The 25,135-nt window shown below is 46.9% G+C and carries 21 protein-coding genes and 5 tRNA genes; 13 read left to right on the forward strand and 13 right to left on the reverse strand.

Translation table 11 applies throughout. The features are described 5' to 3' along the window. From tuf to HZB61_02615, 7 genes are all read right to left on the reverse strand, one after another. Nucleotides 1-141 (reverse strand): elongation factor Tu (gene tuf, locus HZB61_02585; GenBank protein MBI5055496.1); only part of this gene is annotated, 141 nt, incomplete at its 3' end. Nucleotides 142-271: 130 nt separating this feature from the next. Then, nucleotides 272-344 (reverse strand) — tRNA-Thr (locus HZB61_02590). 95 nt (nt 345-439) lie between these two features. Further along, nucleotides 440-514 (reverse strand) — tRNA-Gly (locus HZB61_02595). Nucleotides 515-622: 108 nt separating this feature from the next. Continuing rightward, a tRNA-Tyr gene (locus tag HZB61_02600) sits at nt 623-707 on the reverse strand. A 95-nt stretch (nt 708-802) separates the two neighbouring features. After that, a tRNA-Thr gene (locus HZB61_02605) sits at nt 803-878 on the reverse strand. A gap of 306 nt (nt 879-1,184) precedes the next feature. Continuing rightward, nucleotides 1,185-2,204, reverse strand: a complete 1,020-nt coding sequence (locus HZB61_02610) for a flippase-like domain-containing protein (protein MBI5055497.1) — start codon at nt 2,202-2,204, stop codon at nt 1,185-1,187. A 37-nt stretch (nt 2,205-2,241) separates the two neighbouring features. Then, complete coding sequence (locus HZB61_02615; GenBank protein ID MBI5055498.1) at nt 2,242-2,958, reverse strand: creatininase family protein; 717 nt, start codon at nt 2,956-2,958, stop codon at nt 2,242-2,244. Between the two features lie 139 nt (nt 2,959-3,097). On the opposite strand from HZB61_02615, the gene HZB61_02620 reads away from it, so the two are divergent. Together HZB61_02620 and HZB61_02625 are read left to right on the forward strand one after the other, a co-directional pair. Then, nucleotides 3,098-3,844 (forward strand): MBL fold metallo-hydrolase, encoded by a 747-nt coding sequence (locus HZB61_02620; GenBank protein MBI5055499.1) that lies wholly within the window; start codon nt 3,098-3,100, stop codon nt 3,842-3,844. An 81-nt stretch (nt 3,845-3,925) separates the two neighbouring features. Next, nucleotides 3,926-4,777: a histone deacetylase gene (locus tag HZB61_02625; GenBank protein ID MBI5055500.1), complete on the forward strand. Its 852-nt coding sequence runs from the start codon at nt 3,926-3,928 to the stop codon at nt 4,775-4,777. A gap of 102 nt (nt 4,778-4,879) precedes the next feature. Here the strand turns inward: HZB61_02625 and pyk are convergent, their stop codons facing one another. Next, nucleotides 4,880-6,292 (reverse strand): pyruvate kinase, encoded by a 1,413-nt coding sequence (gene pyk / locus HZB61_02630; protein MBI5055501.1) that lies wholly within the window; start codon nt 6,290-6,292, stop codon nt 4,880-4,882. A gap of 175 nt (nt 6,293-6,467) precedes the next feature. Then, the gene (nadB, locus tag HZB61_02635; GenBank protein ID MBI5055502.1) at nt 6,468-8,051 is read right to left on the reverse strand and encodes an L-aspartate oxidase; all 1,584 of its coding nucleotides are present in this window, start codon (nt 8,049-8,051) and stop codon (nt 6,468-6,470) included. Between the two features lie 100 nt (nt 8,052-8,151). Here nadB and HZB61_02640 point away from each other — a divergent pair, with 100 nt between their 5' ends. Next, entirely contained in the window at nt 8,152-10,986 is a 2,835-nt protein-coding gene (locus tag HZB61_02640) for a PAS domain S-box protein (protein ID MBI5055503.1), read from the forward strand. Between the two features lie 75 nt (nt 10,987-11,061). Continuing rightward, nucleotides 11,062-11,523, forward strand: a complete 462-nt coding sequence (locus tag HZB61_02645; GenBank protein MBI5055504.1) for a hypothetical protein — start codon at nt 11,062-11,064, stop codon at nt 11,521-11,523. On the opposite strand, the gene HZB61_02650 is transcribed toward HZB61_02645, so the two are convergent. The 4 genes from HZB61_02650 to HZB61_02665 form a co-directional block, all read right to left on the reverse strand. Beyond that, on the reverse strand, nt 11,506-12,708 hold the full coding sequence (locus HZB61_02650; GenBank protein ID MBI5055505.1) for a peptidoglycan DD-metalloendopeptidase family protein: 1,203 nt from the start codon (nt 12,706-12,708) through the stop codon (nt 11,506-11,508). The genes HZB61_02645 and HZB61_02650 overlap by 18 nt on opposite strands. A gap of 1 nt (nt 12,709) precedes the next feature. Further along, nucleotides 12,710-13,594, reverse strand: coding sequence for an ABC transporter permease (locus HZB61_02655; protein ID MBI5055506.1), 885 nt, complete (start codon nt 13,592-13,594; stop codon nt 12,710-12,712). Then, nucleotides 13,591-14,253 carry a cell division ATP-binding protein FtsE gene (gene ftsE, locus HZB61_02660; GenBank protein ID MBI5055507.1) on the reverse strand — a complete coding sequence of 221 codons (663 nt, stop codon included), beginning with the start codon at nt 14,251-14,253 and terminating at the stop codon, nt 13,591-13,593. Before ftsE ends, HZB61_02655 begins: the two co-directional genes overlap by 4 nt. Before the next feature lie 153 nt (nt 14,254-14,406). Continuing rightward, nucleotides 14,407-14,481: transfer RNA gene (locus HZB61_02665), tRNA-Val, on the reverse strand. Between the two features lie 275 nt (nt 14,482-14,756). On the opposite strand from HZB61_02665, the gene pilM reads away from it, so the two are divergent. The 9 genes from pilM to HZB61_02710 all read left to right on the forward strand — a co-directional run bounded on the left by pilM (nt 14,757) and on the right by HZB61_02710 (nt 25,135). After that, complete coding sequence (gene pilM, locus HZB61_02670) at nt 14,757-15,809, forward strand: type IV pilus assembly protein PilM (protein ID MBI5055508.1); 1,053 nt, start codon at nt 14,757-14,759, stop codon at nt 15,807-15,809. Further along, nucleotides 15,810-16,340 carry a PilN domain-containing protein gene (locus tag HZB61_02675; protein ID MBI5055509.1) on the forward strand — a complete coding sequence of 177 codons (531 nt, stop codon included), beginning with the start codon at nt 15,810-15,812 and terminating at the stop codon, nt 16,338-16,340. Nucleotides 16,341-16,345: 5 nt separating this feature from the next. Then, nucleotides 16,346-17,002: a type 4a pilus biogenesis protein PilO gene (gene pilO / locus HZB61_02680; protein MBI5055510.1), complete on the forward strand. Its 657-nt coding sequence runs from the start codon at nt 16,346-16,348 to the stop codon at nt 17,000-17,002. Continuing rightward, nucleotides 17,002-17,529 (forward strand): pilus assembly protein PilP, encoded by a 528-nt coding sequence (locus HZB61_02685; protein ID MBI5055511.1) that lies wholly within the window; start codon nt 17,002-17,004, stop codon nt 17,527-17,529. The genes pilO and HZB61_02685 overlap by 1 nt, the downstream gene beginning before the upstream one ends. A gap of 3 nt (nt 17,530-17,532) precedes the next feature. Further along, nucleotides 17,533-19,272 (forward strand): type IV pilus secretin PilQ, encoded by a 1,740-nt coding sequence (gene pilQ, locus HZB61_02690; protein MBI5055512.1) that lies wholly within the window; start codon nt 17,533-17,535, stop codon nt 19,270-19,272. 91 nt (nt 19,273-19,363) lie between these two features. After that, nucleotides 19,364-19,828 (forward strand): hypothetical protein, encoded by a 465-nt coding sequence (locus HZB61_02695; GenBank protein ID MBI5055513.1) that lies wholly within the window; start codon nt 19,364-19,366, stop codon nt 19,826-19,828. Nucleotides 19,829-20,347: 519 nt separating this feature from the next. Then, entirely contained in the window at nt 20,348-22,099 is a 1,752-nt protein-coding gene (locus HZB61_02700) for a hypothetical protein (protein MBI5055514.1), read from the forward strand. A gap of 144 nt (nt 22,100-22,243) precedes the next feature. After that, nucleotides 22,244-23,500 (forward strand): chorismate synthase, encoded by a 1,257-nt coding sequence (aroC, locus tag HZB61_02705; protein MBI5055515.1) that lies wholly within the window; start codon nt 22,244-22,246, stop codon nt 23,498-23,500. Nucleotides 23,501-23,563: 63 nt separating this feature from the next. Continuing rightward, entirely contained in the window at nt 23,564-25,135 is a 1,572-nt protein-coding gene (locus tag HZB61_02710; GenBank protein ID MBI5055516.1) for a 3-dehydroquinate synthase, read from the forward strand.

A 25,135-nucleotide genomic window follows, 5' to 3' on the forward strand; every position in this document is an offset into this window, starting at 1 on the left:
AAAGGCACGGTATGTTGCCTTGCCCTTCATCGCTAAATATTTTGTTATCGCCGCTGTCAAGGATGTCTTGCCATGGTCTACGTGACCGATCGTTCCTACGTTGATGTGCGGCTTCGTTCTTTCAAATTTTGCCTTTGCCATAAATCCTCCTGATTTTAGGTCATTAAAACATTTTTGTATATAAAATCAATGGGTCTTAAATTTCTTAAGTCCATTATACTATACGATTGCTTATGTATTACTCAATCAATTAATTTTTGCCTTTTGGCAAAGCCCATGACCGGGATTGAACCGGTGACCTCATCCTTACCAAGGATGTACTCTGCCAACTGAGCTACATGGGCACATAAAGCTGTAAGCTCTAAGCAATCAGCATTTAGCAAAAAAACCAAAGCCATCCAAGCTGATTGCTTAGAGCTTACAGCTTATTGCTGTCTTTTGGAGCGGGAAACGGGATTCGAACCCGCGACCCTCAGCTTGGAAGGCTGACGCTCTACCACTGAGCTACTCCCGCATCTCTCTATCCACAGATTTCACAGATTACACAGAATAAAATACATTCGACTTTTTTCTTCTCCCATCTGTGTCATCTGCGCAATCTGCGGATGATGCATTTATTCACTGGTGGAGAGGGGAGGATTCGAACCTCCGAAGGCTTCGCCGGCAGATTTACAGTCTGCTCCCTTTGGCCACTCGGGAACCTCTCCGTTTATAAGCTGTCAGCAATTAGCTTTCAGTTTTCAGCTAAAATTTTTTTCTTCTTTACTGACTGCTGACAGCTTATGGCTGTTCACTGTCTTTATGGAGCCGATGAAGGGATTCGAACCCCCGACCCTCTGATTACAAATCAGATGCTCTGCCAACTGAGCTACATCGGCGCTTTTATTAATTAATTTAATCTCAATTTTATTAGCGGCAGATGTGTATTGAGGCTTCCTTTATAACTTTTCTCGGCCGATCCCGACCTTCTATTCTATTAATAGAATAGATAATATAAATAATTAGTTCCTATTTGGTCAACCAGTAATCATAACATTTATTTTTTTTCTTTTACAATGCCCCATGTTAAGAGCTCCGGACCAAACCCAAGATGACTTCTTTTGTCGTTCTCCGGCTAAGCGATCTGCCGATTCATTACAGAGAAAAATCAATGTGAGGGACGCCGGGGTAATATTAAAGAAGGGTTAATCAGCCTTTTCTTTGCCTGCCGAAAATTCACCGAAAGAGACATTTTCTTTAATGGCAAAGATTGCTCCCAGGACGACGGTAGTGCCCATTGATACGAACCATGAAACAATGCCGTAACTGAAAGCGACCTCTTGAGGGATGCCGAATATCCCGTGCAGGGCTGCCACACAAGCCAAATGGTATGATCCAAGAAACCCTGGAGTGGGAGCCGCTGTAATAAAAATGGCTACCGTTAAACAAAGTATTACAAGCGAGGAGACAATGGGCAGATCCGCTTCAATGCCGAATGCCAGATAGAGAGGATAATAGGTAATGATAAATGAAGCCCATATTAAGATTGAAAGGAAGACCGTAGCCACAAATCCGCGTTTGTCTCTGATGATGCTAAGTCCGTCTGTAAATGAATGCACTAAACCGGTGATCTTTTCCTTCCACTTTTGCGGGAAAGGTTTAACGAAAAAACCCACAACCTTCATGGCCCAATCATTCTTAAACTGCAGAAAAGCGGAAAACAATAGGATCAATACAAACAAAATCAAACTTGCCGAGCCAAAATAAATCATTTTGTTATGAGTATCACCTGTTCCAAAGGCGTCTCCCATGAAAAGCAACACCCAGCACAGCAAAAAAAGTATAAGTGCAAGATCAAAAAGTCTCTCTATAACAATGGAGGCGAATGACGCGCTGAAGCTGATGTTTTCTTTTTTGGAAAGGAGATAAGGCCTGACAACCTCCCCTGCCCTGGCAGGGAGCATGTTTGCCATAAAGCCAATCATCAATGGAGACAAGAGGTCCATTGTTTTAACTTCTTTTATCGAACGGACAAGATAGCGCCATCTCATGGCCCTGAGCAGATAACTTATAATAACCAGGACAATCGCGGGGAAGATGTATAAATAATGCACCGATTTGAGGGCAGTTACCAGTTTATTAAACTCAATATCCTTTGTGGCGTAGTATAAAGAGAAGACAATGATGACAATGCCGATGAGCAGATGAAGAAGTTTTTTGTGCATGAATTGTTGATAGTATAGCCGTTAAATAAATTAACAATCAAGCCTTCTCCTTCGCCATATCGATAATTTCGATTACCCTGTCAACTATTAATTGGATGACCTGTTCGCCCTTTGCCCTGCTTGCCTTTGCCGGGTTTCCCCACACACCGCCGCGCCAGTATTTAAGTTTGTCTTTCACAATAAACGGTCCCGGCAGCTTCGGATATTCTTCTTTTGAGCTTCCCTTTACAAGCTCAGGCGCAAGGTAAAGAACAAGAGACGTCTCGATTTCCCCCGCGTGTGAATCATTCGGAGTTTCCGCGATCGCTGAAAGCTCTTTGCGGAGGACGTCATAAGGGCAGAGTACCGCAATCTTCATTCCCTTTAACTCCTCAATCAGCGTTTCTGCCGCTTCCTTCAGGGCGTACGAATGCAGGCCTCCTCCATGGCCCGTGACAAGATAAAAGTTCCTGAGACCTTTTTTATATGCGTCTCTTACAATATCGCAGGTAAGTCTCCTCAGGGTTTCTGGAGTAATGCTTATCGTCCCCGGATGCTGGCTTGTAGAGGTACACACTCCGTAATAAATCGGCGGCGCGAGAAACACTTTTCTCTTCTGGACAACACGCTTGAGCGCTTCATATACGATCAAAGTGTCCGTGTTTAAGGGGAGATGATTGCCGTGCTCTTCAACCGTGCCGAACGGGAAGATCATGGTTTTCGTTTTCTTCAGATATTTTTTAAATTCAGCCATGGTAATATTTTCGAGCAACATTGCCGCCTCCTGTTTGATAAATTGACTGGATTTATTATACTTGTTGTGAGGCATGAAATATCATTGCGGGTATTGTGGACCAATCCATTGTTCTGGCTTACAGCTGTTAGCTGATAGCTGCAAGCTTACTTTTTAATACATGAAACTTATTATTCTTGGAAGCGGCACCTGCGTGCCGTCCCTGAAAAGAAACGCCCCCGGATATTATCTGGAGGCAGAGGGTTTTCAAATTCTTGTCGAATGCGGCAGCGGCACACTGCTTCAGCTTGAGAGGGCGGGGAAGAGTTACAAAAACATTGACGCCGTATTTATCACCCACAGGCACCCTGACCATTTCGCGGATTTGATGCCCCTGATCCAGGCCCTTCTTGCCACTCCGAAATTTAAAAGGGAGAAGGACCTTTTTATCGTAGCGCCTCGCGGCTTCATCTCATATTATGAAAAGGCGATTGCCTCCATTTTGGGTAAACCGAAGGATTTCAACATTCAGCTTATAGAGATTGAGGACAAACTCGAACTCGGCCCCTTCAATATTTTTACCGCGGAAACCGTCCATTCATCAGACAGCATTTCCTTCAGGTTTGAACATGGAGACAAGGCCATCGTCTTTACAGGCGACGCGGATTATGATCAGGGGATTGTCGAGCTCTCAATCAAAGCCGACCTCTTGATCGCAGATTGTTCCTTCCCTGATTTAATGAAGGCAAAGGGGCATCTGACTTCAAAAGAATGCGGCCTTGTCGCAAAAAGGGCAGGCGTGAAAAAACTCCTCCTGTCTCACCTCTATCCCGCTGATGTACCCGATATTGAGAGAGTCAATGAAGCCCGGGAAGTCTTTGACGGGGATGTGTTACTGGCAGAGGACCTGATGGATATGGAGATTTAAATGAAAAAATACGATATAGATTTTTTATTTGAGATGTTGATAATAAACCTGGTCTTATTTAAAATTTGGTGAGGCTTAAGCATGAAAATATTTTATTCCCCTAAGTGTCTTGAATATTCCCAGCCCGGCCATCCTGAGTCCCCTGAAAGGGTGCGCGGCACTTATGAGTATTTAGAACAGAAAGGTTATGAATTCACAGGCCCCAAACCCTGCACGGATGAAGATATTCTTCTGGCCCACTCGCAAACGCTTCTTGACAGCGTCAGGAAAGAAAAATTCTTCGACTTTGACACCCCTTCATTTCCGGGCATCTTCGATATTGCCAAGCTGTCGGCGGGAAGCGCGATTGAAGCGGCCATGCATTGCCTGACAACGGGAGAAAACGCTTTCTCCCTTATGCGTCCGCCGGGGCACCACGCGACAAGGGGCAATCTCGGGGGGTTCTGTTATTTCAACAATATCGCCATTGCCTCATTGAAGGCAAAAGAAAAAGCTGGGAAAGTGGCCATCGTGGATTTTGACTGCCACCACGGAAACGGAACAGAAGACATCCTGCACGGCAAACAGGATTTCTTGTACCTCTCCCTGCATCAAAGCCCGCTGTATCCCGGCACTGGATTAAGGAGCAGGGAGAACTGCATTAACTATCCCATGCCTGCGGGCACAACGCCGAATGAATATCTCTCGGCATTTCAGGAAGGACTGCAGCAGGTTGAAGAATTCAGCCCCGATGTCCTGGCAATCTCCGCAGGTTTTGATACGTATAAACTCGACCCGATCACCAGCCTCACGCTTGAAAAAGATACTTACCGGAAAATAGGTACTTTGCTTGCAGATTTAAAGAAACCGGCCTTCGCTATACTTGAGGGCGGCTACAGCAAAGACCTTCCCGAATGCGTTTATCAGTTTTTAACCGGGCTGGGAGAAAGATAATTTTCATCCGCAGATTGCACAGATCAAAGAAAATTAATTTAAGAAATCTGCGTGCATCTGAGTCATCTGTGGATTAATTCCCTCTTGTTTCCCTCATTTATTTTACGCCCCCACCCTGTGCAGTTTCATGATGTTGCTTTTGCCGCCGAGGGCGAATGGAGAAGCGGCGATTATCGCGACCGTATCGCCTTTTTTTACGATGCCTTTTTTAAGAAGGGCCTTTTCCGACTCGGAGATCATTTCATCGGTGTTGTTCGGGAATTTCATGACAAGCGGAGTGACCCCCCAGTAAAGGTTCATCCTCCTGTAAATATTTTCCCTGTCGGTGAAACATATGATCGGAACACGGGGCTTGAACTTGGATACAAGCAATGCGGTAAATCCGCTCCTGCTGAAAGCAACTATTGTCTTCGCTTTTATGTTCATCGCGGATGAACATGCGGCCCCGGCGATAGCGTGCGCGAAAGAAGATAATCCCTCGCTCTCTTTCGGGAGAATAAAGGGATTGCTGTTTGCTTCGGTATAACTGATTATCCTGTCCATCATCTTCACTGCCTCTACGGGATACTTGCCGGCGGAGGTCTCTGCGGAAAGCATGAGCGCGTCAGCGCCGTCAAGCACACCGTTTGCAACGTCAGTCGCCTCAGCCCTTGTAGGACGCAAATGCCCTGTCATCGACTCCAGCATTTGGGTCGCAATGATCACAGGTTTCAGTGCGGAATTGCACATCGCTATCAGCCGCTTCTGGATTATCGGGACTTCCTCAGCCGGGACTTCCACCCCAAGGTCTCCCCTTGCGATCATAAGCCCATCCGAGGCGTCAATGATCTCCTCTATATTATCAAGCGCCTGCCTGGTTTCTATTTTTGCGATTACGGGAATGCCGGCGTTCTGCTTTTTCAGGTACTGTTTGACTTTTAAAACATCGCGTCCCGAACACACAAAAGAAAGCGCTGCATAGTCAACGCCGAGTTTTATCCCGTATGCGAGGTCAGCCATGTCTTTTTTGGTAAAAGTGCAGGTGGAAATTTTGACATCCGGAAGATTAACGCCTTTCTTCTCTTTCAACATCCCGCCCTCTATCACTTTTGTTATCAGCCTGTCTTTTTCCTTCCTGACGACTTTTAACTGGATCAATCCGTCGTCTATCAGGATTGCACTGCCGGTGTGTAAGTCCTTAATGAGATGCGGATACTGGACCTGTATTTGTTTGCTGTCGCCGGTGATATTCCTTGTAGTAACAGCAAGCGCGGAGCCCTTTTCGATTTTAACAGCGCCGCCTTCAACGGCCCCGATTCTTATCTTCAACCCTTTTAAATCCTGAAGTATCGTAACAGGGGATTTGTGCCGGCGCGCGCCTGCCTTAATGAGCTCAACCGCTTTTTTATGCGTCTCATAAGTCCCGTGCGAGAAATTGAGTCGCGCCACATTCATCCCTGATGCGATCATTTGATGAATAACTTGACTTGAACTGCTCGCCGGACCTATTGTGCAGACTATCTTTGCCTTGCGCATATTATTGCTCCTCTAAGAACAATCCGCAGATTACACAGAGATTAAAAAGAAGTTGAGAGGATAAGAAGATAGGAAGCTGAGAAAAAGCAACTATTCTTCCTCATCTTCTTAATTTCCCAACTTCTCATCTTCTATTCTTCTCCATGTCCTCTGTGGTTGTTTTTCGAAATTCCCCTCAATCGGTCCACTCTGGGATCTTGCCCCTCAAACATGCTGTATGCCTCTGCCAGTTTTCGCCTTTATTTTTGAAATCGGAGCGGAAGTGCGCGCCGACGCTTCCTTTTCTTAGAAGGGCCGAATCGGTAATTAGATTTGCTACGGTCAAAATGTTTTTCAGTTCAAATCCACGCCTGTCATTAAATTGCGTGTCCATGAGAGAATGCTTCTTATCAAGCCATTTTCTTGCAATGGAAAGCGATTCGTTACACCTGATGATCCCAACCTTGTTCCACATGATCTGCCTGATGGTGCTCCTTGTTTTTTCGATATCAATGGATGACAATGGCCGCGCCTCTTCATTAAACCCTTCATGCCCGACCTCGGCGGCGGCTGTATCAGTTTTTTCTTCCCCGACATACCTGATGGCCCTTTTCCCGGTCCTCGCACCGTACACAAGTCCCTCAAGCAGGCTGTTTGATGCGAGGCGGTTTGCCCCGTGAACTCCGGTGCAGGCGACCTCTCCCGCGGCAAAAAGCCCCTTGATGCTTGTTTCGCCTTCCGTATCGGTCTTGACGCCGCCCATGATGTAATGCGCAGCCGGGGACACGGGTATCATGTCCTCGGTAATATCAATGTCATACTGAAGGCACGTGGCGTAAATCAGGGGGAACCGGTTTTCCACAAAATCCTTCTCAAGATGCGTGAGGTCGAGATAAACGTGCCTTGAATTTGTCTTGACCATTTCAGAGACGATGGCCCTTGTCACCACATCCCTCGGGGCCAGTTCCGCCTTCTCATGATATTCGGGCATGAACCTTTTGCCGTGTATATTTTTTAATACCGCTCCTTCGCCCCTCATGGCCTCGCTTAGAAGGAACTGAGGTGCCGCAGGTGAATAAAGCGTGGTCGGATGGAATTGAATAAATTCCATATCGGAGATCAAAGCGCCAGCCCTGTAGGCTATCGCAATGCCGTCGCCTGTTGCGATCGTCGGATTTGTCGTCCTTGAAAAGACCTGGCCCGCGCCGCCCGTGGCGAGAATCACTGCCTTTGCGAAAATATTTATAAGCGCGTGGCCTCTCAGCACGGCAGCTCCGACACACCTGTTGCCTTCAATAATTAGATCGAGAGTAAACGCGTAGTCATATCTTGAGACGGAGCTGAAAGAACGGGCCTTGTTAATGAGTACGCGCTCGATCTCCTTGCCTGTTGCGTCACCATGGGAATGGAGGATCCTCCGCCTTGAGTGCGCGGCCTCCATTGTAAAAGCGAGTTTGCTCCCCTCTTTATCGAATTCAGCCCCCCACGATATAAGTTCAAGGATGAGGCCAGGGCCTTCCTCAACCAGGATCCTTACCGCATTCTCCCCGCAAAGCCCGTCGCCCGCTTTTATTGTGTCTTCATAGTGGATGCCGACTTCATCTTCATCGCTGAGGGCGACTGCGACTCCTCCCTGCGCATAGCCTGTGCTGCTTTCAGTTACTTTGTCTTTGGTGAGGACGATCACGCTTCCTCTTGGGGCAAGTTCTATAGCGGCCCTGAGACCTGCAACACCGCCGCCGATTACAAGGAAATCCACCGTTTTTACGGAAGGCTTCATGATGGAAAGAATATAAAGCATTTATGAGGTGAAGTCAAATAAGCAAACAGCATTTCAAATAACATGAAGTTGCTTGACAGTTTTGTGGTAAAATTCTTTTATGGTTGAAAAAGGGGATCCCTGCCGGAAGGTTTTAAACACTATTAAAAATTTCGATAAAGAGCTGGCGCGCCTGCGCTTTTCAGAGATCACCCCGAGTGCATTAAGTTTTATCCAGCGACGGCTTGGAATTGAACACGCCTCGGTCGCCCTCCTTCAGGAAGAAAAAAACGGCTTTTTGATCTATGACGCTGTAACCGGGACCAAGACGCTGGGGTCCGGAGAATTTCTGCGTTTTACAGATACCCCGATCACTGAAGCGGTCAAGCTTGCAAAACCGTTTTACTGCCCTGACATTAAAAAGCAGGACAGCAAATATGAGGTTGACAGGATACTTCTTCAGGCCGGCTTCAGGTCCTATTTCCTTGTCCCGCTCATTGTCAATGATAAATGCGCAGGCACTCTGAATACAGCATCTAAAAAAGTAAACGGTTTTTCTGATAGTAAACGCCAGGTCCTTCAGTTTCTCGCGCCCCGCCTTGCCCAGGCGATCCAGACCGCCTTATATATTGAGGAACTTGAGAAGAATAAGAATGCCCTGAAAGACTCCTTGTCCCAATGGCAGGCGACCTTTGACACCGTCACCGACAGCATTTGCCTGCTGGACAAAGAGCAGAAGATACAGCGCTGCAATAAGGCCATGCTGAATTTCCTGAATAAGAGCGAGGCAGAAGTAACAGGGCGGCCCTGCTGGGAGATCGTTCACGGCGTATCAAAACCGATACCTGAGTGTCCCTGCCTGCGGAAAACACGGCAGAGAGAATCTCTGGAGTTGAATGCCGGGGAGCGATGGCTTGAAATTACGGTTGACCCAATACTGGACAAATCCGGTTCCTTCACAGGGGCAGTTCATATTATCAGGGACATCACTAAACGCAAACGGGCGGAGGAGGCGCTGCTGGAAAGTGAGCAGCGATATAGAAAGCTCATCAGTTCAGTGACTGATTATATTTATACTGTAGAGGTCAAAGACGGCAGGCCCGTTTCGACAAGACACGGGTCTGCCTGCGTTGCCGTGACCGGCTATACATCGGAAGAATATGAATCCGATCCCTATCTCTGGTTCAGGATGGTGTATGAGGAAGACAGGGAACAAGTGATAAGGCAGGCGGAGAGAGTGCTTTCCGGCGAAGACATACAGCCTCTGGAACACAGGATCGTCCATAAAAACGGCCAGGTCAAATGGGTGAGAAATACGCCCGTGCCGCTCTATGACCAGGAGGGAAGGCTTGTTGCATATGACGGCCTTATTGTAGACATCACGGAACGCAAGAAGGCGGAAGAAGCGCTGCAGGCAAGTGAGAGAAAATTCCATTCCCTTTATAATTCCATGACCGAACTCATGGTGCTCCACGAGATAGTGTTTGACAGTTCAGGCAATGCCGTGGATTACCGCTTGCTGGACTGTAATCCGTCTTTCACGAAGATCACCGGGATCACACGGGAGAAGGCCGTCGGCGCTCTCGCATCACAACTTTACGGTTCAGGAGAAGCCCCTTACCTCGACATCTATGCGCATGTTGCTGAGACAGGCGAACCAGTGCATTTTGAGACCTATTTTCCCCCGATGAAAAAGCACTTCACGATCTCTGTTTTCTCCCCGGCTAAGGGATATTTCGCCACGGTTGCCAGCGATACCACCGAACGCAAGGAGGCCGAAGCAGAGAAGCTGAAACTGCAGGAGCAATTGATCCAGGCGCAAAAGATGGAAGCGATCGGAATGCTTGCGGGAGGGGTCGCCCATGACTTCAATAATATTCTTACGGCAATTATCGGTTACGGAAATCTTGTAAAAATGAAACTGGCAAAAGACGACCCGCTCAAAGTGAACCTGGACCACATCCTCGCTTCATCTGAGAGGGGCGCAAATCTGACGCAGAGCCTTCTCGCCTTCAGCCGGAAACAGCTCATCAGCCCGGCGCCCGTTGATCTGAACCAGGCCATGAGGAACATGCAGAAGCTTTTGGGCAGGCTGATCGGTGAAGATATTGAACTGAAATTGGTCCTTGACGAAAGGCCTTTGACAATACTTGCGGACAGCGGGCAGATAGAGCAGATATTGATGAACCTCGCTACCAATGCGAAAGACGCGATGCCGGACGGGGGCTCGCTGATCATAAAAACGGAGATGACGGTTATTGACGAGCAATTCATGAAAGAGCACGGGTTCGGTATCGAGGGGCCATACGCCATGCTATCAGTAACGGACAGCGGCACAGGGATGACGGAAAAGACCAGAGAGAGGATCTTTGAGCCTTTCTTTACGACAAAAGAAGTGGGCCGGGGCACAGGGCTTGGGCTGGCAATGGTGTACGGCGCAATAAAACAGAATAACGGTTATATCACCGCAGACAGCGAACTGGGGAAAGGCACGACGTTCAGGATTTACCTGCCGTTAATCAAAGCGGCCGGGAACGAGGAAAAAACCGCCGAACCTCTTGCCTTAATAAAAGGGGGCGCTGAAACCATACTGATGGCGGAGGATGATGAATCATTAAGAAAGCTTGTTAGCTCAGTGCTTCAGGAATTCGGTTATAGCGTTATAGAGGCGAAAGACGGCGCTGACGCAATAGAGAAATTCAAGGAACACAAAGAAGATATTAAACTTGCGGTCCTTGATGTAATAATGCCTAAAAAAAACGGAAGGGAAGTCTACGGAGAAATCAAAAAAATAAATCCCGGCATAAAGGCATTGTTCATCAGCGGCTATACCGCTGACTTGATGCATGTAAAAGGGATAATTGATCTAAATCTGAATTTCCTCGCAAAACCTGTTTTGCCAAGCGAGCTATTAAAAAAGATCCGGGAGATTCTCGATGAAGCTGCAAAAAATTAATTCTAAAACCATTTTTTTTGTTATATAATTTTCAATAGAAAAGATGTCCTTCTAATTTATAGAAAGGAGCAGAAGATGAAAACTTATGTATGCCGGGTTTGCAGTCACATTGCCTTTGATCAGGCGCCTGTTGATTGTCCTGTCTGCCGGATGCCGATAGAGAATTTTGAAAACGACCCCGACGCGGTCAAAAAACCGTCAGACCCCGAAAATCTCACTGAAGAAGACAGGAAACATCTTCCCGTGATACAAGTCAACAGGGAGTGCAGCTTGAACCCAGGCTCAGGATGCACGGACGTAAATATCAAGGTAGGCGAGATTGAACATGAAATGACCTCGGAACACCTTGTCAACTTTATAGATATATATTTAGATAAAAAATTCTTAATGAGGACGATGCTGACCCATCGCAGGGTCCATCCGGCAACGGCCCTGTGCTTAGCTGTAAATTCCGGGACACTTACGGTAATTGGAAATTGCACGATGCACGGAAGCTGGATGAAGAGGGTCAACCTTTCCTTACCCTTTACTGCCTAACCACTCCATGGGATCAACAGGCCTCCCTTTGTATCTGATCTCAAAGTATAGCGTGGGCGTGTTGAAGAGCTTGGATCTGTTTACCTTCCCTATATCCATTCCTTTAATAAGGATGTCGCCTGTCACAAGCTGGGTCTCGGCAAGATTTCCGTAAACACTGTTATAGCCATTACCGTGGTCAATGACCAATAACATGCCGAACCCCTCAAACTTGTCGGCGTATATCACCCTTCCCCCCGCTATTGCCTTGGGCGTATCTCCGGATTTTGCCTCGATCTCTATGCCGTTTTTGACGACAGGCTTATTGAATACAGGGTCCTCATATTTCCCGTACGGCACTAACACCTTGCCGTCAACAGGCCAGGGGAGGGTTTTCTTTAAAGAGCTGAACCCGGCGCCGAGAACTACCTGCGGGATATCTTTTGTCTTCAGTCCCGAGATCATGTCCTGGAGTTTCCTGGAAGACTCTTCGAGCTCTTTGACATTGTTTTCAGATGAAATCCGTTTGCCTCTTACCGAGGCAAGCATCTCGTCTTTCTTTTTCCGCTCCGCCTGCAATTCTTTTTCTTTACCCCGCGCATATTCCTTATCAGCATTCAGGTTTTCATGCAGGGCTTCAAGTTCCTTCTTTTTCAGGCTTATCTCCTGCAATTCCTTACTGTACTTATTCAATATCTTGCTGTCATGGTAAGCAACGAGGCTGAGATACCTGCTCCTCTTGATCAGGTCCTGGTAGTCCTCCGCGGATATGAGTGCAAGCGCGTTGCCGCCGTACTGCTGCTTATATAAAGCGTTTATGTGGTCTTCGAGGTATTGCTTCCTGTTTCCCAATTTGTTTTTAAGCATGTCTATTTCTTCCGAGAGATTATTGATCTCCGATTGTGTCTGCGATATGCGCCTTTCGTAAAGCCTCAGTTCCCCTTCCTTTTTTTTGATGCCGTTGTTGATTTCCTCGATTTTTGAAAGGATGGACCCTTCCCTCTTTTCAGCGTCCTTGACCTTGCCCAGTTCATCAATAAGCTTCTGCTGGATTTCTGAAAGTTTATTTATCGGATTTGCAGCGTGAATGGAGGCGGAGGGCAGAGGGCAGAGGGAAAAAATTAATATAGAGCACAGAGCACAGAGCACAGGATTAATCCTTTGCCCTTTGCCCTCTGCTTTACGCTTTTTGCCCTTTGCTCTCATTTTAATACTTTATCTTCCCTACTGCTATAAAACTTCCCGCCACGCTTAAAAAGGCCCCGGCAAGAGGGATTTCAATATAAGCGCTTAACGGCAAAGAAGTCAGGTTTGATTTCATCGACGGCATGAACTCAACTATCTTTAAAGAAGCAAAAGAAGACGCTGCGGATATCAGCGCCACGCTGATGATGCCCCCTATCAGGCCGATAAAAATACCTTCAATAAGAAATGGAAGCCTGATGAATATCTTTGTTGCGCCTAACAATTTAAGCGTCTCGATCTCGTCCTTCCTTCTATAAAAGAAGATCTTGATGGTGCTGAAAGTTATGAAGGTAATGGCCGCGAATACCGCGCACCCGAAAAATAAAGTGCCCACCTTCATGGCCTTTGAAATGGCGTACAGGGACGACAGCCATTTTTCTCCGTACTGGACTTCCTCAACACCCTGCATCTGTTTTATATGCGCCGCTTTTTTCCCGGCGAGCGCGGGGTCCAGCAAGTCGCTTTTTAATGTAAGTTCAAGAGAGGCCGGGAGCGGGTTTTCGTCAAGGCCTTCAAGGATGAGGGCGTCAGAACCCAAAGTATGTTTGACTTCATCAAGGGCCTTGTCCCTTGATATGTATTTTACTTCTACGATATCGGTGTCCCGCTGGAAGTGTTGTTTCAACGATTCTTCCCTTCCCGGGTCCACCTTTTTGTCCAAATATACGACCATGCCGAAGCTCTTGGCCCAGCGCTGCACCACCGAGTCCGTGTTCCTCGATACCATCACGAATGAGCAGAGTATTGACAGCCCTATGCTGACGGAAAGGACCGTGAGAAAGTTGATCCACTTTTCACGCCAGATGCTGTTAAATGCGGTCTTCAGAGCATACCTTAGGATTATCACGCCACCATCTCCTTCTCAATGTATTTATTGTTTATGTAAAAAACCCTGTTCCCGGTTTTGCGGAAGAGCCCCTCGTTATGCGTTGCGATAAGCACTGTTGTGCCCCTTGCGTTAATCTCCCTGAAAAGCTTCATGACCACCTCGGAATTGTCGTCGTCGAGATTGCCCGTGGGTTCGTCCGCAAGCAGGACGATCGGCTTTGCCACCATGGCCCTTGCAACCACGACCCTCTGTTGTTCACCCCCGGAAAGGTGCGGGGGAAAAATGTTTGCCTTGTGTATGAGGTTTATCTCCCTCAACACCGCATTCACGCGCTCTCTTATTTCATGGGGGTGTTTTTTGTGAATGGTCAATGCAAGGGCGATATTGTCAAACACTGTTTTGTTGTCCAGCAGCTTGAAGTCCTGAAAAACCACCCCGACATTTTGCCTCAGCGACGGGATGGCGTTTTGTTTCATCTTGCTAACTATCCAGTCCGAGACAACAATCTGCCCGGCGTCGGGGCGCTCCGCTCCGTAAATGAGTTTCAGCAGCGTTGTTTTTCCCGCCCCGCTCGGCCCCGTAAGAAATGCGAACTCTCCTCTTCCCATTGAAAAGGAAATATTTTTGAAGACGACTTCTTTATCGTATGTTTTTGTTACTTCGTCAAATAATATCATCTATATAAAACTCCTTTCTTCTGGCTCTATTTTAAAAATGAAAAAATTTTCTTAATGTGATTGCCATCACTACCTGTTATCGGGTTCTTGTGTAAAATACTAAAATGAATTTGCGGTATGGAAGAATGGATTTTCATAGAGAGGAACGGAGGATGGTAGGCGATGCTGGGATTGAACCAGCGGCCTCTTCCGTGTGAAGGAAGCGCTCTCCCACTGAGCTAATCGCCCTCAGGGGAAATTATAAAAAAAATATGTTTATTAAAGCAAATGATGTGATATAATGTTGCCAAATAAAAGGATGCATGCTTAATTTATTTAAGCAAAGCAGAACATGTGGATTAAAGTATGTTTTGATTTTTGCCGAATGTATCCATTATAAATGGCAACGCAAACCATTTATCAGACAGGCGGGCGGGAAAGGTTATAAGATTTATGATTACTCTGATGCTAAAAGCAGCGAATAAAATAAACCATATTATTTCAGCAGAGATAATTCATTGTCTATGATTTTTGGCAAAAAAGGCATAGTGGGTCTTGATATCGGCTCCAAGAATATCAAGGCCGTGCAGCTTAAAGAGTCAAAAAGCGGTTACCAGCTTGAACGCCTGGGCATAGCCCCCCTCGAACCGGAATTAATAGTAGACGGTTCCATCCTCGACTCTTCCCGTGTTGTCGGGGCAATTAAAGGACTGATTTCAAGCACCGACATTAATACCAGGGACGTCACCCTCTCAGTATCAGGCCACTCATCCGTTATCATCAAAAGAGTATCGCTCACCCAGATGTCAGAGGATGAATTGGGCGAATCAATAAAATTTGAGGCGGAGCAGTACATCCCCTTTGATATTGAAGACGTCAATCTCGACTTCCAGATACTTGGCCCGTCAGGGAAAGAAAACATGATGGACGTCCTCATCGTCGCAGTCAAAAAAGAGAAGATAAACGAGTACGTCACTGTTGTAAAAGATGCCGGGCTTAACCCGGTGATCGTCGACGTTGACGCCTTTGCCCTTGAAAACATGTACGAGCTTAACTATGAAATCAAGGAAAACGAGAATGTCGCGCTCGTTAACATCGGGGCGGGCATGATCAATATGAACATACTCAAAGGCGGAAGTTCGGTTTTCACCAGAGACAGCGCAGTAGGCGGGAATATGCATACCGAGGCCTTGCAAAAGGAATTTACCATTTCTTACGCAAACGCCGAAAAGCTGAAACTGGAAGGCTCCAAAGAAGGTATCTCGCCGGAGGACATGGCAGCGGCCCTTACCTCGGCCTCGGAAGACATCATCTCGGAGATCTCCAGGTCGTTTGACTATTTCAGGGACACTACAAATTATGAGAGCATTAATGAAATAATCATCAGCGGAGGCGTGGCCCTGACCGCCGGTTTCGTTTCTCTGTTATCTGAAAGGTCGGGGATAAATGTCCGGGTTGCTGAACCGTTCAAAAGCATCCGTGTCCCTGAGACGTTTGATAAGGAATATTTAAAGAAAGTCGAGCCTGTTATCGCCATTGCCGTAGGCCTGGCATTAAGAAGGGTGGGAGACAGATAAATGATAAGGATCAATCTGCTTCCCACAAAAAAGGCATTGAAGATACCTCCTGTTTTTATTTACGGCACAATGGCGACCGCTGCCCTGATCGTAGTGCTGATTATGTTTACATTTTATTTATTCGGCAAGGTCTCCGCGATGCAGACCGAAATATCCAAAAAGGAAAAAAGGCTGGAAGAGTTAAAAATAATGATAAAGGAAGTCCAGAACTACGAGAAGGACAACGAGGAATTCAGGAAAAAAACCGAGATCATTGAACAACTGAAAAAGAACCAGATCGTGCCCTTGCGGCTGCTCGACGAGGTAAGCGGAATGCTCCCCAAGGGCGTATGGCTGACCATCCTTAACGAAAAGAGCGGCGTTACAAATATAGAAGGCTACGCGCATACAAACAACGATCTTGTCACTTATGTCCAGAACCTGAAGGGTTCGAAATATTTGACAGACGTCATGCTGATCGAATCGCGGCAGACCACAATTGATGAGTTTGAGGTGTATAAATTTAAACTCACTTTTAAAATCAGGATATAGGATTTATGACAGCGACCAATATCATAAACAGGCTAAAAAATCTTTCATCACGCATGCAGCTTGTCATAGCGATACTGCCCTCTTTACTGCTGCTCATTTTATTTGTCTTCCTTGTGCTGCTCCCTAAAAACAGCGAAATAAAAATACTCGATACCAAACTTACGAAGCTGAACCAGGAAATACAGAGCAGCGAGGCAAAGGTCAAAAAGCTTGATATGCTGATAGCCGAAAATAAATTATTGAAGGCAAAGCTTGCAAAATTGCAGGAACAACTGCCTGAAGAAAAAGAGGTCTCCGTGCTGCTTAAACAGATATCCGATTCGGGACTGCAATCAGGACTTGAAATACTCTTGTGGAGACCGGAGGCAAAAAAGACAAGCCCCGATAACCTGTATGTCGAAATCCCGGTCAAAGTTGAGGTCCAGACAGGCTATCACAACCTCGGGGTATTTTTCAGCCATATCAGCCGGCTGCCGAGGCTTGTAAATATATCGGACATAGACCTTCGCGTTAAAGAAAAAAAGGGCAAGGAAGGCGCCGGTCTAATTGGCGCTACTTTTACGGCACGCACCTTCGCGTCCATGAGTCCTGAAGATGTAGCTGAGCCGAAAGAGGAAAAAGCAAAAGGACAAAAAGAGCAGCCGAAGGAGAAAAAAGAATAATGAAATTTTCAGCGTCTTTTTTTGCCGCGATAGCATTTATACTATTTGCCTTCTACGGCTGCAAGGAGCAGCCCGCTCCTCCCGCTAAGACAGCTAAGCCCAAGGCTGAGGCGGCCGCAAAAACAGAACCTGCCGCCGGGCAAACTCCGGTAGCTGCACAGGAGACCCCGCCGGAAGAAGGTTATGTGTACCAGCCGGGAGACAGGCGCGACCCTTTTGTGCCGCTCATAGTGACCACGAAAAAAACTGCGAGGAAGACTGCAGGGCGGCCCGGCACGCTTGAAAGCTATGATATAGGCGAATTCACGCTTCTGGCCGTTGCAAAAAAAGGAGACCAGTATTACGCGCTTCTTGTTACGCCTGACAACCGGTCCTTTTCAGTTAAAAGAGGGACCGTCATCGGTTATAACAATGGGAAGGTCGAAGAGATCACAAAAAATAAAGTAGTGTTAGTGGAATATTCGAAGGATTTTAAAGGTGACCTCCAGCCCAAGAGAATAACCTTAGAGTTTCAAAAGGAGAGATAGATAATGCTAATCAGAAAATTTTTTCTACTTCTAACGGTCTTTCTTATTTGCAGCCAGGCGCTCTATGCCCGGGCTGAAGAGCAGGCTTCGGCAAAACCGGAAATTACCGGGATAAATGTAACGGACAGGAACGGAACAACGGAGATCGAAATAAAATGCAGCGCCCCTTTCAATTATACAATCTACAAGCCGTCCGACCCGTATCAGCTTATAGTCGAACTGCAGAATACGGAGCCGGGCCAATTCAATACAAAGCTGACCATAGACAGGGCGGGAGTTCTGGATATAGTCCCTGTAAAGGAAAAAGGCGCTGTTGACGTTACGAAAATCATGATTGCGCTCACAGTGCCCGTTGACGTAACTCCCGAATACAAAGACAATGCCCTGATTATCGCCTTTAATAATCCCGAAGCAGGGGAAGCAGCCAAAGCAGAAGATAAAGCGACTGAAGAGGCCGCCCCCGAAGCTGCAAAATCCGACGCTGAACCGATTGCGCAAATGGAGTATTCAGGAGATAAAATATCCATCGATTTTCAGGACGCGGACCTTACACATATATTCAGGCTCATCTCAGACATAAGCGGATACAACATAGTCGTCAGCCCTGAAGTTAAGGGCAAGTTTTCAATGAAGCTCATTGACGTGCCGTGGGACCAGGCCCTCGATGTCATTCTAAGGAACTACGGTTTATCAAAATCCGTTGAAGGCAACATCATCCGCATAGCTCCGACCTCGGTGCTGGCCAAAGAAGAGGAGGACATTGCCAGGGCCAAAGAGTCCCAGGAAAAATCAGGAGACCTTGTTACAAGAGTTTATCCGATCAATTACGCCAAGGTTGATGAAATAAAAAAGGCGATTGACACTGCCAAGCTTCTAACAGCAAGGGGCTTCATCAGCGTTGATGAAAGGACCAGCTCTGTCATAATAAAAGACGTTGATAAAAAACATGAAGAATACACAAGCATCATAAAAGCGCTCGATGTGCCTACGCCTCAGGTGAATATTGACGCAAGAATAGTCGAGGTAACGACAAACTTTTCCAAAGAGCTCGGCATCCAGTGGGGCGCTCTTATAAAGCCTTCCCCTCAGACACAAATATCCGGCATCACTACTCCTTTGCCCGGCAATGTGGGCAGCGATGGCTTCTTTTCCAGTAACCCTTTGCTGGTAAATCTTCCCGCCGCTGTCGGCCAGGGGGCCGGAGGCTCATTAGGCATCGGCTATATAAGCGCCAAGACACTGAGGGCGCTCGATATCCAGCTTTCCGCCATGGAAGCCACAGGAAAAGGCAGGATAGTCTCCAACCCCAGGGTCATGACAATGGACCATCAAAAAGCAAAGATCCTGCAGGGCAAAAAGATACCTTACCAGACCACCTCTCAGGAAGGCACACAGACGGCCTTTGTTGATGCGGCCATTGAACTCACAGTAACACCGCATATTACTCCCGAAGGGACCATCCTTCTGACTATAGAGGCCAAGAAAAACGAGGCCGATTTCAGCCAGGTCTCTTTCAGCGGCGTGCCTACGATTAATACAAATGAGGTAACAACTCAGGTTTTGATAAAGGACGCTGATACCCTGGCGCTTGGAGGGATATTTAAAACTACCATTTCCAAAAATAATGCGGGCGTACCAGCTCTAAGCAGAATACCCGGCCTCGGATGGCTTTTTAAAACCCAGAAAGACGTTGAAGATACAACCGAACTGTTGATCTTCATAACGCCGAGGATCGTGAAGTAATAATATAGTTAAGAGTAAAGAGTGAAAGAAATAAAGTTGATGAAAGTTTATGACGATAAATAATCATACACGCCAAGACGCAGGAGGACTAATGAGAATTAATTTTTTCTTTCTAATGATAATAAGTCTGTTTTTTGTGTTGTCAGGCTGCGGAGGAGGCGACCCGCAGGGCGGTGGAAGCGTTGACGCGCCTGCAGATGGTACAATTACAGTTGGCCTGTCGAGCGCATCCATCACCGACACAAGCGCTGCAACTTCAACAGAAACATTTTGTTGTCTTACTGTAGTTGTGAAAGATGCAAACGGCATCCCCCTTAGAGATGTAAATGTATCCATTGCATTTCCTTTTGCTGTGCCTGATTCAACAGGACTGGTGCAGCTTCTTGACAGCAATACCCCAAAGGATTCTCCTTTGTCCGTGACAACGGATGAAAACGGAGCATATTACCTCAGCTTCCAGTATAAAAGAGGCGGCGGGGCAAGCTATAAAGGTGATTTCCTGGTTACGTCGGGCGCATTGTCCGCAACCGCGACATTTGAAGTAAAGGCCGAGTAACATATCGCCGTTTCCCCAAGCTGAAATAGATTTGCACTCTACTAAAGACTTCTTCTGAAATCTCTCTCAATTTCAGAAGAAGTCTTTTTCGTATTGCTTCATTCCTTAAATCATGATCTGCATTCCATTGTCACAAGCTAACGACCTATACAAAACAAAAGTCCTGCGCCACGACTGTCACTCCCGCTTGTCGGGAGTCCTTCCGCAATATAGATTCCGGACAAGCCGGAATCACAAGGTTACAGTTTACATAGGACATCTACGGTCTTCATTAATTCCGTGACGCAGGATACATAATTTTCTATGCCCTCATACAGCTATTATCACTGTATGAGGGCATGGAAAAATATCCTGCTGTTATTTAAGTTGCAGCCACATCCTGACGATAAGTAATCATGCAAAATGCAAGAAGCAAGAAAATGTATTAAGGACATTTAAGTTGAAGTGGGGTTTTGACGATAAGTAATCAACAAATAAATTTGGCAAGATGGCTGAATGGTATTTAAGGAGGATTGATTCATGAAAAAAAGTTTTTATCTGGTATTCGTAATAATTATTTTTTTAACATATGCATGCGGCGGGGGAGGCGGAGGCAGCAGCCTTCCGAAGAGCGGAGATACTGTAGGTGGCAGCACGGGTGACAGTACAGGCGGAGGCACAGGCGCAACTGCCCCGTCAAGCGTAAATGCCGTTGCTACACCGGCAACGATAACCGTACAAGGCACATCAAGCGTTTCCGTCACTGTTCTTGACAGCACCGGAGCAAATGTCCCTGATGGAACGGTGGTGACTTTTTCAACAACTTCCGGCTCTATTACACCTCAGGCAACTACTGCCAACGGCGTAGCTACCGCGACGTTTACAGCAGGAAGCACTGCGGGTAATATTACAATCACTGCAACCGCTGGAAGCAAAAGCGATCCTGTTACAATAACCATTTCAGCGCCGGACACAGGTAGTATTATGTTTACATCTGCCACTCCTTCGGTTATAGGAATCAAGGGGTCAGGGCAAACAGAGGTATCACTTATTAAATTTTCAGTAAAAGACATTAATGGCAACGCAGTTGTAGACGGGACGTCAGTTGATTTTGTCATGAGCGGCCCCGGAGGTGGCAGACTGCCTTCTAATGGAGGCGAATATATCGGCGATTCAGATACCTCGCCGACAACAGCAAGCGCGTCAACGGTAAGCGGCGTAGCGTCTGTATATTTAAACAGCGGCATGATTGCCGGTCCCGTTATTATCACAGCTACAGTTGCAGGGACAACCATGTCCTCTTCCTCTACTACTATATCTATAGGCGGCGGAGTCTCTAATGACGCTCACTTAACACTTGTTACAGACAAGTTCAACCTTGAGGGACTTGGATGGGCAAACATTCAGGCAAATATATCTGTGTTCATGGCTGACAGGTTTGGAAACTATAACGTGCTTCAGGGCACTACGGTTTCCTTCTATTCCGAATCAGGCGCTATTGATAGAAACGACATAACAGACGCAAACGGTTCCACATCTGTAGTATTCAGGACCCAGAACCCGATTCCATATGACGTTGCGCCGGTGGCTTGGGAAAATACATTGTGCAACAGTTTAGAAACTACTTACGGCATAGATGTATATGACGCCGGAACGTCCAAGTGTAAATCTGGACATCCCAGAGACGGATGGGCGACTATTATGGTCACAACGAGAGGAGAAGAAGCCTTCAATGATACAAATGGAAACGGTATGTACGGCACTGGTGAAAGTTTCACAGATACATCTCAGGAGGCATATCTTGATGCGAATGATAATGACGCATGGGATGACGGTAGCAGCGATCCTGAAGAATTGTATATAGATGACAATGGAAATAGCACTTGTCAGGATACAGGCAACAGCTCATGGGATTCCGACAAAACTATATTCAAGTCTCTCAACTTGCTGATCACAGGCAGTCCGTATTATATGGATATTGCTCCAAATACCATTACTGTTCCAAACGCCGGATCTCAATCATATAAATTCTTAGTGACAGATATAAACCTTAATTCTCCGATTGGCGGCACGAAGGTATCTATCTCAACAAGCAAAGGAACGCTTTCAGGAACTACTTCATACACCTTTCCCGATTTGCCTCCTGATACCAATGGTCCTATTGAACTTTCATTTACCCTTGAAGATTCAAACAAGACAGATACCGATCTGCCGGAGTTTACCACAATCACGATAAAGGTTACATACAAGGGCGTTGATTATTACCTGCCTGTTACCGGCACTGTAGATTAGCAGGTTAATTTTGATAAGACTCAACAATAAAGAACACCCCCGAAGTTTAGGGGGTGTTTTTTATTGTTTTATTTCTTTACTTCCCTTTCTTTTTTTAATAACATAGTAGCATGAAAAAACTGGATGTCGAAAGTTACATCAACAATGCTTGAAAAACTAAGATACCTCACATCAGGTGAATCACACGGACAGGCGCTGACATGCATTATTGACGGCGTTCCTTCAAATCTTTCGCTGTCTTCAAAAGACATTGATAACGACCTTGCCAGAAGACAGAAGGGCCACGGCAGGGGCGGCAGGATGAAGATAGAAACAGACCACGCGCAAATCCTCTCAGGAGTGCGGCACGGAAAAACCCTCGGCTCGCCGGTAACGCTTTTGATAGAGAACAAGGACTGGCAGAATTGGTGTGATGTTATGACCCCCGAACCTGCGGCACGGCGCGCCGTGTCCCTGCGTTCCCAATCCCCAATCCCCAATCCCCAATCCCTTTCTGTTACTCATCCGCGTCCGGGACATGCTGATCTCGCTGGCGCGATTAAATACAGCACGCACGATATACGGAATATCCTTGAACGTTCAAGCGCGCGGGAGACTGCCGCGAGGGTCGCCGCAGGCGCCGTGGCAAAGAAGTTCCTCTCTGAATTTAATATTCAAGTGATAAGTTATGTAACCGAGATAGGCGGGATCAGAAGACAGAACACAGAAGACAGAGCACAGAGCACAGACATAAAAACAATTTTATCCTTATTCAAAAAAGCTGAGGCATCGCCTGTGAGATGTCCGGATGAAAGCGCTGAAAAAAAGATGATCAACAAAATAACTAATGCGATGAAAAAGGGAGACACCCTCGGCGGAGTGTTTGAAGTCATTGTGCTTGGCGTGCCTGCCGGGCTTGGCAGTCACACCCAGTGGGACAAAAGACTCAATGCGAAACTCGCTTCTTCAATAATGGGAATTCAGGCTATAAAGGGAGTCGAAATAGGGCTTGGTTTTGAGATGAGCAAGAGGCACGGCTCGGAAGTGATGGATGAAATTTTCTACAACGCAAAGGGCAAAGGGCAAAGGGCAGAGAGCATGGGATTCTACAGGAGGACAAATAACGCCGGAGGCATTGAGGGCGGGATGAGCAACGGGATGCCAATTGTGGTCAGGGCTGCGATGAAGCCGATACCGACATTGAAAACACCCCTCGCCTCAGTTGATATTATCAGCAAAAAACCCTTTAAGGCGGCATATGAAAGGTCCGATGTGTGCGCAGTGCCTGCGGCATCGGTCATCGGCGAAGCGGTTACAGCCCTTGCAATCGCTGATTCTTTCCTTTCCAAGTTCGGCGGCGACAGCATGGAAGAAGTGAAGAGAAATTATAAGGGATACCTGAAGCAGATAAGTGAATTCTGAAATGTATTTCATGGCCAATGACGACTAACCAATAACCTGCTATAATTTAATTCAAGGTAACTAATGAAAATCGTACTTACAGGCTTTATGGGAACAGGCAAAACTTCTGTCGGCAAAGAGCTGAGCAGAAAGCTCGGATACCAGTTCATTGACACCGATGTGCTGATTGAGGAGCGTGAGAAAAAACCGGTCTCTCTCATCTTCAAGGAAAGCGGCGAGGAGTATTTCCGCAAGGTTGAACAGGCCGCGGTTGAAGAAGTCTCCCGGATGAACAATGTTGTAATCGCCACAGGCGGCGGCGTTATCAAGAATAAAAAAAATGTAGAGAACCTCGGCAGAATGGGTATTATCTTCTGGCTTCAGGCAGACCCGAAGATTATTCTCAAGAGAGTAATGCTTGAGGGAGGCAAAAGGCCGCTGCTTGATGTTGAGGAGCCCCTGCAGGAGATCAACAAACTGCTAACAGAGAGACTTCCGCTTTATCAGCAGGCTGATGCCTCAATTGATACAAATTATATTACGCCTGAAGAGACCGCACACGAAATAATTGAAATGTTAGGGCTTGACACGCAGGTCGTCACCGTTGATCTGAAAGAAAGAAGTTACGACATTGTCATCGGGAGCAAAGTCCTCCGGAGACTTGGCCTCAGGGTGAAAGAATTCAGGCCGTCCAAGGTCGCCATCGTCAGCAACAAAACGATCTTCCCTCTATATAAAGAAACGGTCCTTAAATCGCTGGAAGAGTGCGGCATAACGCCCACCGTCATTCTCATCCCCGACGGAGAGGAATACAAAGACTTCATGTGGACCTACCACATACACGGCAGGCTCCTAAAGGCAAAGTTTGACAGGGACGGACTGCTCATTGCCTTTGGCGGCGGGGTCATCGGAGACATTACCGGCTTTGTGGCGTCAACTTATATGAGGGGCATAAGGTGTATCCAGGTCCCGACTACCCTGCTTTCACAAGTCGACAGCTCGGTTGGCGGCAAGACCGGGGTGAACCATCCGCTGGGTAAAAACATGATAGGCACTTTTTATCAGCCGTCGCTGGTCATGATTGATATTGATACATTAAGGAGCCTCCCGAAAGGCGAGTTTTCATCCGGCCTTGCGGAGATTATCAAATACGGCGTTATCGCCGACAAGGAACTCTTTGACAGCCTCGAAAAAAACAGGGAGGACATCCTCACTCTCGGCGACAGCATTATAAAAACCATCAAACGTTCATGCGAGATCAAGGCCGGTATCGTATCAAAAGATGAAAGGGAATCCGGCCTGCGCGCGATCTTAAACTTCGGGCATACGATCGGCCACGCATTGGAAACCGCCACCGGCTATAAAAAATTTCTTCACGGAGAGGCGGTCGCAATCGGCATGTGCGCGGCAGCGGACCTTGCGGTAAAAATGGGTATCTTCAAAAAAAGAGAGGCGGGGCGGATCAAGGGCCTCGTTGAATTATACAAACTGCCGGGCGCAATACCCGATGGAATAAATGCCTCCGATCTCATCTCCGCCATGGAGCTTGATAAAAAGGCCAAGGCAGGCAATATCAGGTTTATCCTGCCGGAGTCCATAGGCAAAGTCAGGATAGTGGACAGTGTCGACATGGAATTGATTAAAGGTGTTTTGTAA

It is taken from the genome of Nitrospirota bacterium, from assembly GCA_016214845.1.
In the GTDB taxonomy this organism is placed as follows: domain Bacteria; phylum Nitrospirota; class Thermodesulfovibrionia; order UBA6902; family UBA6902; genus SURF-23.

Bases quoted from the DNA above. Each gene is read 5' to 3' on its own strand.
- HZB61_02610 (MBI5055497.1), bottom strand. From the start codon at position 2,204: ATGCACAAAAAACTTCTTCATCTGCTCATCGGCATTGTCATCATTGTC.
- HZB61_02615 (MBI5055498.1), bottom strand. From the start codon at position 2,958: ATGTTGCTCGAAAATATTACCATGGCTGAATTTAAAAAATATCTGAAG.
- HZB61_02620 (MBI5055499.1), top strand. From the start codon at position 3,098: ATGAAACTTATTATTCTTGGAAGCGGCACCTGCGTGCCGTCCCTGAAA.
- HZB61_02625 (MBI5055500.1), top strand. From the start codon at position 3,926: ATGAAAATATTTTATTCCCCTAAGTGTCTTGAATATTCCCAGCCCGGC.
- pyk (MBI5055501.1), bottom strand. From the start codon at position 6,292: ATGCGCAAGGCAAAGATAGTCTGCACAATAGGTCCGGCGAGCAGTTCA.
- nadB (MBI5055502.1), bottom strand. From the start codon at position 8,051: ATGAAGCCTTCCGTAAAAACGGTGGATTTCCTTGTAATCGGCGGCGGT.
- HZB61_02640 (MBI5055503.1), top strand. From the start codon at position 8,152: ATGGTTGAAAAAGGGGATCCCTGCCGGAAGGTTTTAAACACTATTAAA.
- HZB61_02645 (MBI5055504.1), top strand. From the start codon at position 11,062: ATGAAAACTTATGTATGCCGGGTTTGCAGTCACATTGCCTTTGATCAG.
- HZB61_02650 (MBI5055505.1), bottom strand. From the start codon at position 12,708: ATGAGAGCAAAGGGCAAAAAGCGTAAAGCAGAGGGCAAAGGGCAAAGG.
- ftsE (MBI5055507.1), bottom strand. From the start codon at position 14,253: ATGATATTATTTGACGAAGTAACAAAAACATACGATAAAGAAGTCGTC.
- pilM (MBI5055508.1), top strand. From the start codon at position 14,757: ATGATTTTTGGCAAAAAAGGCATAGTGGGTCTTGATATCGGCTCCAAG.
- HZB61_02675 (MBI5055509.1), top strand. From the start codon at position 15,810: ATGATAAGGATCAATCTGCTTCCCACAAAAAAGGCATTGAAGATACCT.
- pilO (MBI5055510.1), top strand. From the start codon at position 16,346: ATGACAGCGACCAATATCATAAACAGGCTAAAAAATCTTTCATCACGC.
- HZB61_02685 (MBI5055511.1), top strand. From the start codon at position 17,002: ATGAAATTTTCAGCGTCTTTTTTTGCCGCGATAGCATTTATACTATTT.
- pilQ (MBI5055512.1), top strand. From the start codon at position 17,533: ATGCTAATCAGAAAATTTTTTCTACTTCTAACGGTCTTTCTTATTTGC.
- HZB61_02695 (MBI5055513.1), top strand. From the start codon at position 19,364: ATGAGAATTAATTTTTTCTTTCTAATGATAATAAGTCTGTTTTTTGTG.
- HZB61_02700 (MBI5055514.1), top strand. From the start codon at position 20,348: ATGAAAAAAAGTTTTTATCTGGTATTCGTAATAATTATTTTTTTAACA.
- aroC (MBI5055515.1), top strand. From the start codon at position 22,244: ATGCTTGAAAAACTAAGATACCTCACATCAGGTGAATCACACGGACAG.
- HZB61_02710 (MBI5055516.1), top strand. From the start codon at position 23,564: ATGAAAATCGTACTTACAGGCTTTATGGGAACAGGCAAAACTTCTGTC.